A 13,041-nucleotide genomic window follows, 5' to 3' on the forward strand; every position below is an offset into this window, starting at 1 on the left:
CGGGCGACCGGTGTACGCGGGCGATCGGCCACAGGCGGTGTGGACCGGACGGGGGCCTGGGCCACCTGGCCCCCGTCCGGGGTCTTGAGCGGCGGGCGGCTCAGAAGTCGTCGTCGAACGACACCGAGCCCTCCACCGCCACCTGGTAGGCCGAGGCCCGGCGCTCGAAGAAGTTCGTCAGCTCCTGCACGTTCTGCAACTCCATGAAGGAGAACGGGTTGCTGGAGCCGTAGCGCGCGGGGAAGCCCAGCCGCAGCAGCCGCTGGTCGGCGACGGCCTGGAGGTACTCGCGCATGGACTCGGTGTTCATGCCCGGCAGGCCCGCGCCGCACAGGTCCCGCGCGAACTGCAACTCGGCCTCGACGGCCTCCTCCAGCATCGCGGTGACCTGCTTCTCCAACGTGTCGTCGAACAGGCCCGGCTCCTCCTCGCGCACGGTGTCCACCACGTCGAACGCGAAGGACATGTGCATCGACTCGTCCCGGAAGACCCAGTTGGTGCCCGTGGCGAGGCCGTGCAGCAGGCCGCGCGAGCGGAACCAGTAGACGTAGGCGAACGCGCCGTAGAAGAACAGCCCCTCGATGCAGGCGGCGAAGCAGATCAGGTTCAGCAGGAAGCTGCGCCGGTCGGCCGCGCTGTCCAACTGGCCGGTCTCTTCCACCGAGTCCATCCAGCGGAAGCAGAACTGTGCCTTCTCCCGGATGGAGGGGATGTTCTCCACCGCGGCGAACGCCTCGGCCCGCTCGTCGTGGTCGGGGAGGTAGGTGTCCAGCAGCGTCAGATAGAACTGGACGTGCACGGCCTCCTCGAAGAGCTGGCGGGAGAGATACAGCCGCGCCTCGGGGGAGTTGATGTGCTTGTAGAGCGACAGCACCAGGTTGTTCGCGACGATGGAGTCCCCGGTAGCGAAGAAGGCCACTAGGCGGCTGATCATGTGCTGTTCGCCGGGGGTGAGCTTGGCGAGGTCCGCGACGTCCGAGTGGAGGTCCACCTCCTCGACCGTCCAGGTGTTCTTGATGGCGTCCCGGTAGCGCTCGTAGAAGTGCGGATAGCGCATGGGGCGCAGGGTCAGCTCGAAGCCCGGGTCGAGCAGGTTCTTGGCACTCGGGGTGTCGTTCGTCATTGGCATGCCTCGCAGGACTCGGGGTTTTCCAGGGAGCAGGCCACGGCGTCCCCGGCGGGTTCCGGAAGGGGTTTGGCGGGAGCGTCCGGATGGGACGTGGCGGCCTGCGCGATGCGGGTCGCGGGGCGCGAGCGCAGGTAGTACGTGGTCTTGATGCCGCTCTTCCAGGCATACGCGTACATCGAGGAGAGCTTGCCGATGGTGGGCGAGGCCAGGAACAGGTTCAGCGACTGGCTCTGGTCCAGGTACGGGGTGCGGGCCGCCGCCATGTCGATCAGGGCGCGCTGGGGCAGCTCCCAAGCGGTGCGATACAGCTCGCGCACCTGCTCGGGCACCCATTCCAGACCCTGCACCGAGCCGTTGGCCTCGCGCAGCGCCTCCCTGGCCCGGCCGTCCCACAGCCCCAGCCGCTTCAGCTCCTCGACCAGGTAGGTGTTCACCTGGAGGAACTCGCCGCTGAGGGTCTCGCGTTTGAAGAGGTTGGAGACCTGCGGCTCGATGCACTCGTAGACGCCCGCGATGGATGCGATGGTCGCGGTCGGCGCGATGGCCAGCAGCAGCGAGTTGCGCATGCCGGTGGCCGCGATACGGGCACGCAGGACCGCCCAGCGGTCGCTCCAGTGCGGTTCGGCGTCCGGATAGTGGTCCGGATGCAGCACGCCGCGGGCCGTACGGGTGTGCGCCCAGGCGGGGTGGGGCCCGTGCCGCTCGGCCAGGTCGGCCGAGGTCTCGTAGGCGGCGAGCATGACGCGCTCGGCGATCCGGGTGGACAGCTCCCGTGCCTCCGCCGAGTCGAACGGCAGCCCGAGCCGGAAGAAGACGTCCTGGAGTCCCATCATGCCCAGACCCACCGGCCGCCAGCGGGAGTTGGAGCCTCCGGCCTGCGTGGTCGGGTAGAAGTTGATGTCCACGACCCGGTCCAGGAAGGTCACCGCCGTGCGCACGGTGGCATCCAGCCGCTCCCAGTCCATCACGCCCGCCTCGTCCAGGTGGGCCGCCAGGTTGACGGAGCCGAGGTTGCACACGGCCGTCTCCGCGTCGTCGGTGACCTCCAGGATCTCCGTGCACAGGTTGGAGGAGTGCACGGTGTGTCCGGGCTCGGCGGTCTGGTTGGCGGTGCGGTTGGAGGTGTCCTTGAACGTCATCCAGCCGTTGCCGGTCTGCGCCAGGGTGCGCATCATCGCGCCGTAGAGCTGCCGCGCGGGCACCCGCTTGAGGTAGCGGCCCTCGGCTTCGGCCCTGCGGTAGGCGGCGTCGAACTCCTCGCCCCACAGGTCCACCAGTTCGGGCGCGTCCGAGGGGGACAGCAGCGACCACTCCTGGTCGGCCGCCACCCGGCGCATGAACTCATCCGGAATCCAGTGCGCGAGATTGAGGTTGTGGGTGCGGCGCGCGTCCTCGCCGGTGTTGTCGCGCAGTTCCAGGAACTCCTCGATGTCGGCGTGCCAGGTCTCCAGGTAGACGCAGGCCGCCCCCTTGCGCCGGCCGCCCTGATTGACGGCGGCGACCGAGGAGTCGAGGGTGCGCAGGAACGGGACGATGCCGCCCGAGTGCCCGTTCGTGCCCCGGATGAGCGAGCCGCGTGCCCGGATGCGGGAGTAGGACAGGCCGATGCCGCCCGCGTGCTTGGACAGCCGGGCGACCTGGTGGTAGCGCTCGTAGATCGAGTCCAGCTCGTCCTTGGGGGAGTCCAGCAGGTAGCAGGAGGACATCTGCGGGTGGCGGGTGCCGGAGTTGAACAGGGTGGGCGAGGAGGGGAGATACGCCAGCGAACTGGTGAGCGCGTACAGCTCGGCGACCTCCGCCAGCGCCCGCTCGGAGCCGTCGGCGGCCAGTCCGCAGGCCACCCGCAGGAGGAAGTGCTGCGGGGTCTCGATCGCCTGGCGGGTGGTGGGGTGGCGCAGCAGATAGCGCGAGTGGACCGTACGCAGCCCGAAGTAGCCGAACCGGTCGTCGGCGCCGTCCTCGACCGCCTGCCCGGCCAGCGCGTCCAGCCGGCCGGCGTGCGCGGCGACGAACTCGGCCGTGCCGTCCGCGATGAGGCCCTCGGCGTGCCCCAGCGCCACGGATCCGGAGAATGAGGTGACGCCCTGGGAGGCCGCCTCGTCGCGGATCGCGAGGGTCAGCAGCCGGGCGGCCAGCCGGGAGTAGGCGGGTTCCTCGCTGATGAGCCCGGCGGCCGAGTCGATGGCGAGGGCGTGCAGTTGGGCGGCGGACGCGTTCGGTGCCCGGCCGCGCAGCGCGGCGGCCTCGACGGGTGCGGGGGCGGCGGCCGGGAGGTCGGCGGTGAGGGCGGCGAGCGTGCGCCGCAGGGCTTCGGCGGCGGGGTCGTCCGCGCCGGTCGGCTGCCCGGTGCCGGACGGTGCGGCTGTGCCTGGCTGTTCCGGGCCGGAGAGGGCGCTCTCCTGTTCGACGTCCCGCCGGCCGGGGGCCGCTTCGGCTGGTGCGATGGTCACTCGGTGCTCTCCCTCGCTGCTGCTCGCTGCCGCTCGGGCGGTCGCGGGGCGGGCAAGGCAGGGCACGGCGCGTCAGGGCATGACGCGACGGACCGCCGGTCCAACCCACGGGACCCGGGCGTTCCTCGAAGCCGCCGCAGGTGCTCGGACTCGCGGGCGCACACGGCATGGGCGCCCGCACACCGTTGCGGGACAGTCCCGGAATCGCACCGGGTTCCCCTGCATTGCTGGCGGTCGGGAAGAGCATACATCTAGTGTCCGGATGCGCCAGTGGCCCCACATATTGTGTGTCGCGGCCGGTATTCACCGAAGCGGCCACCGTGCGCCGCAGCACACGGTGGCCGCCCGGAGAGGTACGCGCCGGTGGACGGTCAGTCCGCGCCGGTGGCCGACGCGGCACCGGCCGAGGGGGTCTCGCGGGTGGCGGGCGAGGTACCGGCGGGGGCCGCGGACGCGGACAGCGGGCCGGACGGGGCGGCTCCGGTCGCCGACAGGGCCTGCGGGCCGACCGGGCCTGCGGGGCGCTGGTCGGGCGCGTCCGCCGTGTAGTCCTCGGGCCGGGTCTCATCCACACCGTCCGGCGCCCCGAACGCCCGCAGCACCACCGTCAGCACGACGGTGACCAGGACGTTCAGCACGAACGCCGTCACCCCGATGTAGCCGGTCTCCTTGAGGCCGGGAATCGTCGCGCTGCTGCCGCCGAAGTGCCGCTGGGTCGGGCTGGCGACGCCGTACGCGGCGACGGTGCCGTAGACCATGCCCACCGCCCAGCCGGCCAGCAGCGCCCACCGGTGGAACCAGCGGGTGAACAGGCCGCCGACCAGCGCCGGGAAGGTCTGGAGGATCCAGATACCGCCCAGGAGTTGGAAGTTGATGGCGACGGTCTTGTCCATGCCGAGGACGAAGACGAGCGCGCCGACCTTCACCAGCAGCGACACCAGCTTGGAGACCTTCGTCTCCTGCGCGGGCGTGGCGTCCGGCCGGATGAAGTCCTTGTAGATGTTGCGCGTGAACAGGTTCGCCGCGGCGATCGACATGATCGCGGCGGGCACCAGCGCGCCGATGCCGATGGCGGCGAAGGCGACCCCGGTGAACCAGTCGGGGAACATCGTCTCGAAAAGCTGGGGAATGGCGAGCTGGCCGTTGTCCACCTTGATTCCGGCGGCGATCGCCATGAATCCGAGCAGCGCGAGGAAGCCCAGCATCAGCGAATACAGCGGCAGAATGGTGGTGTTGCGGCGGATCACATTGCGGTTCTTGCTGGAGAGCGTGGCCGTGATCGAGTGCGGATACATGAAGAGCGCGAGCGCGGAGCCGAACGCGAGGGTGGCGTAGGCCCACTGCGCGTTCGCGCCGCTGGCCAGTTCGCCGCGTGGTTTTCCGGTCGCGGGATTCTGCTGCCCGAGTGCTTCGCCCGCCTTGTCGAAGATCTCGTGGAAGCCGCCGAGTTTGATCGGGATGTAGATGATGGCGACCGCGATGACGAGGTAGATCAGCCCGTCCTTGACGAATGCGATCAGCGCGGGCGCGCGCAGTCCCGAGGAGTAGGTGTAGGCGGCCAGTACCCCGAAGGCGATGAGCAGCGGCAGGTCCTTGACGAACCAGTGCGTGGATTCCGAGCCGCCGATGCCCATGACGTCCAGCACCGCTTGGATTCCCACCAGCTGGAGCGCGATGTAGGGCATGGTCGCCAGGATTCCGGTGAGCGCGACCGCGAGCGAGAGGCCCTTGGAGCCGAACCTGCCGCGTACGAAGTCGGAGGTGGTGACGTATCCGTGGCGGTGCGAGACCGACCACAGGCGGGGCAGGAAGGTGAAAATGAGCGGGTAGACGAGAATCGTGTAGGGAACGGCGAAGAATCCCGAGGCGCCCGCCGCGTAGATGGCGGCCGGTACGGCGACGAAGGTGTAGGCCGTGTACAGGTCGCCGCCCAGCAGGAACCAGGTGATCCAGGTGCCGAAACTCCTGCCGCCCAGGCCCCATTCGTCGAGGCTGTGCTCGTTCTCGGCCTTGCGCCAGCGTGCGGCGAGGAATCCCATGACCGTGACGGCCAGGAAGAAGAAGATGAAGACGGCGAGTGCGACGCCGTTGATGCCGCCGTTCACCGCTCCTCACCGCTCTCGGCCGTGCGCGGGGATTCCGTCCGGAGGCGTGCGGTGGCGGCCTGCTCGTGGCGGACGATCCGATAGGCGACCAGGGTCAGCAGGGCCGAGATCAGGACCCAGAGCATCTGGTACCAGTAGAAAAAGGGGATTCCTATCAGGGTCGGCTCGACGCGGGCGTAGGAGTCCACCCAGAGAATGCCGAGAAACGGCGCGAGAAGGCAGAGCCCCGCCACGGTGCGCGCGGGGGTCACAACGGGCCGTTTTCTACCCGTCGTTGGGGGTGGTGCGGACATGGTGGGCTCCGTCCCTCGCTCAGGGTTCCTGTAATGTGCATGAAACCTAAGCGAGGGCTTCGCTCTCCGTCACCGGTTGTCCGTATACCGGACAGTTCTCAGAGTGTCGCGCCGTGGCGTCCGCCCTCAAGCGCCCAAGCGCCCCACAGGCCCCCTCAGCAGCAGCGGAAACCCTCCCTGGGGTCGGCCTCCCGCGCGTCCGTGCGGCGCCGCTCGAACTCCCTCCTGCTGGGCACGGCGGCATCCGGTCCCTGGTGCCGGCGCAGGTGGGCGACGTAGCGGTCGTAGGCGCTCTCGTCCGTCAGTTCGCGCACATACCAGCGCACCCAACGCCCGGCCCGCAGCAGCCCGTTCACCGCCCGGCCCCTTCCGCGCCCCCGGCGCCCGCCGCCGCTGCGGCGGTCTGCTCGGCCTTCTCCTCCTTGGTGGCCACCAGGCCCGCGGGGGCGACCAGCTTCGACTCCACGTACGGCGCCTCCGTCAGCTTCGCGCCCCCGGGGTCGCGGATCGCGCGCACGCAGGTGCGGGCCGCGTCCGCCAGGACGACGATCACCAGCACGGCGAACAGGGCGGAGAGCACGCCGTCCACCGTGGAGTTGGTGACGACGGTGTGCATGTCGTCCATGGTCTTGGCGGGCGGGAGGATCTTGCCCTGGTCGATGGCGTCCTGGTAGTTGGAGCGCTGCTGGAAGAAGCCCACCTTCGCGTCGCTGGAGAAGACCTTCTGCCAGCTCGCCGTCAGCGTGACCACCGCGTCCCACACCAGCGGGATGCCCGTCACCCAGGCCCATTTGAGCCGCCCGGACTTGATCAGCAGCGTCGTACAGACCGCCAGGGCCACGGCCGCCAGCAGCTGGTTGGCGATGCCGAAGAGCGGGAAGAGCTGGTTGATCCCGCCGAGCGGCTCGTGCACCCCGACCCACAGGAAGTAGCCCCACAGCGCCACGATCACCGCGCTGGAGATCAGCAGCCCCGGCCACCAGCTGACCCGGCGGAAGGGCTTGTAGACGTTGCCCAGCATGTCCTGGAGCATGAAGCGGCCCACGCGGGTACCGGCGTCCAGTGCCGTCAGGATGAACAGCGCCTCGAACATGATGGCGAAGTGGTACCAGAACGCCTTCATGCCGCCCCCGCCCACGACCTTGGAGAAGATCTCCGAGACACCGATGGCCAGGGTCGGGGCACCACCCGTGCGGGAGAGCAGCGACTGCTCCTCCACGGCCTTGGCCGCCGCCGCCAACTGGTCGGGGGAGATGGTGTATCCGAGGTGCTGCACGGCTTCGGATGCGGCCTGCACGTTGTCGCCGATGACCCCGGCGGGGGCGTTCATCGCGAAGTAGAGCCCGGGGTCGATGATGCAGGCGGCCACCATTGCCATGATCGCGACGAACGACTCCATCAGCATGGAGCCGAAGCCGATCATCCGGACCTGCGTCTCCTTCTGGATCATCTTCGGGGTGGTGCCCGAGGAGATCAGCGCGTGGAAGCCGGAGAGGGCACCGCAGGCGATGGTGATGAAGACGAACGGGAAGAGCGAGCCGGCGAACACGGGCCCGTCCCCGACACCGGCGAAGTCGGTGACGCCCGCCATCTTGAGAGTGGGCAGCGTGACGATGACGCCGATGGCCAGCAGCCCGATGGTGCCGATCTTCATGAACGTGGACAGGTAGTCGCGCGGCGCCAGCAGCATCCACACCGGCAGGATCGAGGCGACGAAGCTGTAGACCAGCAGCCAGATCACCAGCGTGCCCGGCTCCAGTGTGAAGGTGTCCGCCCACGAGGACTCGGCGACCCAGCGCCCGGAGACCAGTGCGAGCAGCAGCAGCGCGACGCCGATCAGCGAGACCTCGCTGACCCTGCCCGGCCGCAGCACCCGCAGGTAGAAGCCCATGAACAGGGCGATCGGGATGGTCATGCCGATCGAGAAGGTGCCCCACGGCGACTCGGCCAGCGCGTTGACCACGACCAGCGCCAGCACCGCCAGCAGGATGATCATGATCGCGAGAACGGCGAGCAGCGCGGCGGCCCCGCCGACCGGCCCGATCTCCTCCCGCGCCATCTGGCCAAGGGACTTGCCGTCCCGCCGCATCGAGAAGAAGAGGGTCACCATGTCCTGCACGGCGCCCGCGAAGATCACGCCGACGACGATCCAGATGGTGCCCGGCAGATACCCCATCTGTGCGGCGAGGACGGGTCCCACCAGCGGCCCGGCGCCCGCGATCGCGGCGAAGTGGTGGCCCAGCAGCACCCGCCGGTCGGTGGGGTGGAAGTCGATCCCGTTGTCGAGCCGTTCGGCGGGCGTGGCCCGCGACTTGTCCACGCGCAGGACGCGGGTGGCGATGAAGCGCGAGTAGAAGCGGTATCCGATGGCGTAGGAGCCGAGCGCGGCGGCGACCATCCAGGCCGCGGAGATCTCCTCCCCGCGCGCCAGCGCGAGCATTCCCCAGCCGACGGCGCCGACGAGCGCGACCGCTGTCCAGACGGCGATGGAGCGGGGACCGAGCCGGTGTCCGGCCTGTGTGGCAGTGCGCACTCGCATGTCCTCCTCGACCCTGGCGGCAGGGCGACGGTAGAACAGCGTGGTGATCCGCGCCATACCCCCGGTACGGGGAACTCGCGCGGGTCTCTCAGCCGGCCGGGCGCTGGAGGGTGGCCACGAACTTGTAGCGGTCGCCGCGGTAGACCGAACGCACCCACTCCACCGGTTCGCCCTCGCTGTCGCGGGAGTGCCGCGAGAGCATCAGCATCGGCAGCCCCACATCGGTGCCCAGCAGCCCTGCCTCGCGCGGGGTGGCCAGTGAGGTCTCGATGGTCTCCTCGGCCTGGGCGAGGTGGACGTCGTAGACCTCGGCCAGCGCCGTGTAGAGGGAGGAGTACTTCACCAGGCTGCGGCGCAGCGCGGGAAAGCGCTTCTGGGACAGGTGTGTTGTCTCTATGGCCATCGGCTCGCCGCTGGCCAGCCGCAGCCGCTCGATGCGCAGCACCCGCCCGCCCGCGGGGATGTCCAGCAGCGCGGCGAGCCGGTCGTCGGCGGTGACGTAGCCGATGTCCAGCAGCTGCGAGGTGGGTTCGAGGCCCTGGGCGCGCATGTCCTCGGTGTAGGAGGTGAGTTGCAGGGCCTGGGAGACCTTGGGCTTGGCCACGAAGGTGCCCTTGCCCTGGATGCGCTCCAGCCGCCCCTCGACGACCAGTTCCTGCAGGGCCTGGCGCACGGTGGTGCGCGAGGTGTCGAACTCGCTGGCCAGGGTGCGCTCGGGGGGCACCGGGGTGCCCGGCGGCAGGGTTTCGGTCATCTCCAGCAAGTGCCGCTTGAGACGGTAGTACTTGGGCACGCGTGCGGTGCGGGCCGTCGCTCCGTTGCCCGTGGTGGCCCTGGTCCGCGCGGCGGCGGGCGTGCCGCCGCCCCCTTCCGTGCCCATGGCCCGCCTTCCCGACTCGTGTCGTGCTGCCGTCACCGGCTTCCTCCGTCTTTATAGCGGCTCACATCGTGGCACGGGCCCGCTCCGGTCGGGCGCCCCAGCTCAGATGTCGTTCCGATAACGGAACCTGCAGCGAGCTTTATACACCGTTGACACCCCTAAAGGTCTAGGCCAAGCTCTGCGCATTGGTCTAAACCATCATCCGGATGTGCTCGCGGAGTCTCCGACGGAACCCTCGCCGAGCCCTCGGCGGGCCCGCCGCACGGCGCGTGGATCCGGCTGGAGGACCGGGGAACAGCCCCCGGAATCACGCAGGTAGGACCACATCCAGTGGGCAGGGGAGGATGCTGTGAAACGTGGACTCATCGCCGCGGCCGGAGTCGCGGTACTGGTGGTGAACGTCGCGGCCTGTGGGTCCGACGGCGACAAGAAGTCCGGGCCCGACAGCTTCAAGGGCCAGACTCTCACGCTCTGGGCCATGGACGGCTCGACGCCCAAGCAGTGGGAGAAGGACGTACGGGCCGCCTTCGAGAAGAAGACCGGCGCGAAGCTCAAGCTTGAGGTCCAGCAGTGGAACGGCATCCAGCAGAAGATCACCACCGCGCTCTCCGAGTCCGACCCGCCCGACGTCATCGAGGTGGGCAACACCCAGACCCCCGCCTACGCCAAGACCGGCGGGCTCGCCGACCTCGGTGACCTGAAGAAGGGGGTCGGCGCCGACTGGACCCCCTCCATCAACAAGTCGGCGGTCTACGGCGGAAAGCAGTACGCCGCCCCCTGGTTCGCCGTCAACCGCACGGTCATCTACAACAAGAAGATCTGGGCCGAGGCCGGCATCAAGGGCACTCCCAAGACGCGCGACGAGTTCTTCAAGGCGCTCGACCGGATCGGGAAGAAGACCGACGCCGAGCCGATCTACATGCCCGGCCAGAACTGGTACTTCTTCGACGGCCTCTTGATCGCCAACAACGCCGACCTGGTGAAGAAGAAGGGCGGCAAGTGGGTCTCCAACCTCTCCGACCCCAAGGTCGGCGAGGCCATGGAGACCTACAAGAAGTACGCCTCCTACTCCAAGGCCCCCAAGGACAAGGACGAGGCCACCCCGCAGCAGGCCGAGGTCTTCGCCAAGGGCAAGACCGGCGCCTTCATCGGCCTGAGCTGGGAGGCGGCCACCGCGATCGCGAGCAACAAGAAGATCGAGAAGGACATCGGCTACTTCACCATTCCGGGTGAGAAGGCGGACAAGCCCGAAGGCGTCTTCCTCGGCGGCTCCAACCTGGCGATCGCGGCCGGCAGCCAGAAGCAGGAACTGGCCAAGGAGTTCCTGAAGATCGCGCTGTCCGACGAGTTCGAGGGCGCCCTCGCCAAGGAGGGCGGCGTCATCCCGAACAAGGAAGCACTCCAGGACCAGCTCAAGGGCAACCCCGCGGCACAGGCCGCGGCGCCGGCCGTCGCCGACGGCGGACTGACCCCGCTCATCCCCGAGTGGGCCGGGGTGGAGAACCCGCCCAACCCGATCAAGACGTATATGACGTCCGTACTCAAGGGGAAGTCGCACGGCGCCGCCGCCAAGGCCGTCGAGGGCGAACTGAACAAGAGGCTCTCCCAGAAGCAGTGAGGCTGCCCCCAGCGGCGAAGCGGTGACACCGCGCTTCGCCGCTCGCGGGGTGTGAGGGGGCACCCGGGTGTGCCCCCTCCGCCTCTGCTGTCCCCCGTGTCCCGTGTGACTTGGAGCTGGATCCACGATGTCTGTGCAGACCGGTGAGGCACCGCCGGGAGAGAAGGTGCCGGTCGGCCCGGTGACGGCAGCGGAGGCGCCGGAGGGCGGGCGGTCGCGGGCGAAGGGCACGCTGCCCTACCTCCTGCTGCTGCCCGCGCTCGCGCTCACCGTCGTCTTCCTCGGCTATCCGCTGGTGATGAACGGCATGCTGTCGTTCCAGAACCTGAACATGACGCAGCTGATCCAGCGCGTCACCGAGTGGACCGGGCCCAGCAACTACACCGACACCCTCACCAGCGAGACGTTCTGGCGGGTCACGCTGCGATCGGTGATCTTCACGGCGGTCAACGTCGTACTGATCATGGTGGCCGGCACTCTGACCGGGCTGCTGCTCGCCCGGCTCGGACCGAAGATGCGGCTGCTGCTCTCCGTCGGGCTGGTACTCGCCTGGGCCACGCCCCCCATCGCGGGGACCACCGTCTACCAGTGGCTCTTCGCGCAGCGGTTCGGCGTCGTCAACTGGGTGCTCGCCAAAGCCGGGTTCAGCTCCATGGCGGACTACAACTGGACCGGCAGCCAGCTGTCCACGTTCTTCGTGATCTCCCTGCTGATCGTGTGGATGTCCGTGCCGTTCGTCGCCATCAACCTCTACGCCGCGACGACGACCATCTCGCGGGAGCTGTACGAGGCGGCGTCGCTGGACGGCGCCGGGGCCTGGAAGAGCTTCAAGAACGTCACGTTCCCCTTCCTGAAGCCCTTCTTGATGGTCGCGACGTTCCTCGAAGTCATCTGGATCTTCAAGGCGTTCCCGCAGGTCTTCGCCGTCAACCAGGGCGGCCCCGACCGGCTGACCGAGACCCTGCCCGTCTACGCCTTCGTCGAGGGCGTCGGCAACCAGCACTACGGCGCAGGCGCGGCGATCTCGGTGCTCACCATCCTCATCCTGCTCGCGCTGATGTCGTACTACCTGCGCATGGCGCTGCGGCAGGAAGACGACGACGAGGCGGGGGACGTCGAGACCCACACCGCCGCTGGAGGGCTGCGATGAGCCGCGCGCGAAAGTCTCTCACCGGCCGGATATGGCCCAACGCCACAGCCCTGGTGCTGTTCGTGGTGTTCGCCTTCCCCGTCTACTGGATGTTCAACACGGCGTTCAAGCCCAACGGGGAGATCCTCAGCGAGGACCCCGTCTGGTTCCCCACCTCGCCCACCTTCGAACACTTCAAGACGGCGGTGAACGCCGAGCACTTCTGGACGCTGGTGCGCAACTCCGTCACCGTCACCGTGCTGGCGGTGGGGATCTCACTCGTGCTCGCGCTCTTCGCCTCGTTCGCCATCGCGCGGATGCGGTTCCGGGGGCGCAAGGGCATCATCCTGACCTTCATGGTCGCCCAGATGGCGCCCTGGGAGGTCATGGTCATCGCGATCTACATGATCGTGCGCGACGCGGACATGCTCAACAGCCTGGTCCCGCTCACGCTCTTCTACACCGTCATGGTCCTCCCGCTGACGGTGATCACCCTGCGCGGCTACGTCGCGGCCGTCCCCAGGGAACTGGAGGAGTCCGCGATGGTCGACGGGTGCACCCGCACCCAGGCTTTCGTCAAGGTCATCTTCCCGCTGCTGGCCCCCGGCCTGATGGCGACCTCGCTCTTCGGCTTCATCACCGCCTGGAACGAGTTCCCCATGGTCCTCATCCTCAACAAGGACGCGGAAGCCCAGACGCTGCCCCTGTGGCTCTCGACGTTCCAGACCGCGTTCGGCGACGACTGGGGTGCCACGATGGCAGCCGCCTCGCTCTTCGCCATCCCCATCCTGCTGCTCTTCATCTACCTCCAGCGGAAGGCAGTGAGCGGCCTCACCTCCGGTGCGGTGAAGGGATAGGGCCGCTCGCCGCCGTGACGCCACACCCGTGAAGTGAAGGG

Annotated in this window: 10 protein-coding genes and 1 riboswitch; of the genes, 3 read left to right on the forward strand and 7 right to left on the reverse strand. The window is 68.8% G+C overall.

Going from position 1 to position 13,041, the window contains the following annotated elements:
- Window positions 1–100 precede the first annotated feature (100 nt).
- From ABD339_RS07160 to ABD339_RS07190, 7 genes are all read right to left on the reverse strand, one after another.
- Window positions 101–1,123 carry a ribonucleotide-diphosphate reductase subunit beta gene (locus tag ABD339_RS07160; protein WP_425575914.1) on the reverse strand — a complete coding sequence of 341 codons (1,023 nt, stop codon included), beginning with the start codon at window positions 1,121–1,123 and terminating at the stop codon, window positions 101–103.
- On the reverse strand, window positions 1,120–3,579 hold the full coding sequence (locus tag ABD339_RS07165) for a ribonucleoside-diphosphate reductase subunit alpha (protein WP_344563356.1): 2,460 nt from the start codon (window positions 3,577–3,579) through the stop codon (window positions 1,120–1,122). The genes ABD339_RS07160 and ABD339_RS07165 overlap by 4 nt, the downstream gene beginning before the upstream one ends.
- Window positions 3,580–3,697: 118 nt before the next feature.
- Window positions 3,698–3,830, reverse strand: a riboswitch (cobalamin riboswitch).
- A gap of 120 nt (window positions 3,831–3,950) precedes the next feature.
- On the reverse strand, window positions 3,951–5,684 hold the full coding sequence (gene mctP / locus ABD339_RS07170; protein WP_344563358.1) for a monocarboxylate uptake permease MctP: 1,734 nt from the start codon (window positions 5,682–5,684) through the stop codon (window positions 3,951–3,953).
- Entirely contained in the window at window positions 5,681–5,977 is a 297-nt protein-coding gene (locus ABD339_RS07175) for a DUF3311 domain-containing protein (protein ID WP_344563360.1), read from the reverse strand. The genes mctP and ABD339_RS07175 overlap by 4 nt, the downstream gene beginning before the upstream one ends.
- 155 nt (window positions 5,978–6,132) lie before the next feature.
- Entirely contained in the window at window positions 6,133–6,333 is a 201-nt protein-coding gene (locus ABD339_RS07180; RefSeq protein WP_344563362.1) for a YbdD/YjiX family protein, read from the reverse strand.
- Window positions 6,330–8,516, reverse strand: coding sequence for a carbon starvation CstA family protein (locus ABD339_RS07185; RefSeq protein WP_425575915.1), 2,187 nt, complete (start codon window positions 8,514–8,516; stop codon window positions 6,330–6,332). The genes ABD339_RS07180 and ABD339_RS07185 overlap by 4 nt, the downstream gene beginning before the upstream one ends.
- Before the next feature lie 88 nt (window positions 8,517–8,604).
- On the reverse strand, window positions 8,605–9,396 hold the full coding sequence (locus tag ABD339_RS07190; protein ID WP_344563785.1) for a GntR family transcriptional regulator: 792 nt from the start codon (window positions 9,394–9,396) through the stop codon (window positions 8,605–8,607).
- A gap of 349 nt (window positions 9,397–9,745) precedes the next feature.
- On the opposite strand from ABD339_RS07190, the gene ABD339_RS07195 reads away from it, so the two are divergent.
- The 3 genes from ABD339_RS07195 to ABD339_RS07205 all read left to right on the forward strand — a co-directional run bounded on the left by ABD339_RS07195 (window position 9,746) and on the right by ABD339_RS07205 (window position 13,000).
- Entirely contained in the window at window positions 9,746–11,014 is a 1,269-nt protein-coding gene (locus ABD339_RS07195) for an extracellular solute-binding protein (protein WP_344563364.1), read from the forward strand.
- A 127-nt stretch (window positions 11,015–11,141) separates the two neighbouring features.
- A complete protein-coding gene (locus ABD339_RS07200) occupies window positions 11,142–12,164 on the forward strand; it encodes a carbohydrate ABC transporter permease (RefSeq protein WP_344563365.1) in 1,023 nt (340 codons plus the stop codon).
- Window positions 12,161–13,000, forward strand: a complete 840-nt coding sequence (locus ABD339_RS07205) for a carbohydrate ABC transporter permease (RefSeq protein WP_344563366.1) — start codon at window positions 12,161–12,163, stop codon at window positions 12,998–13,000. Before ABD339_RS07200 ends, ABD339_RS07205 begins: the two co-directional genes overlap by 4 nt.
- Window positions 13,001–13,041: the final 41 nt, after the last annotated feature.

Source organism: Streptomyces axinellae (assembly GCF_039532135.1).
Classification (GTDB): Bacteria; Actinomycetota; Actinomycetes; order Streptomycetales; family Streptomycetaceae; genus Streptomyces; species Streptomyces axinellae.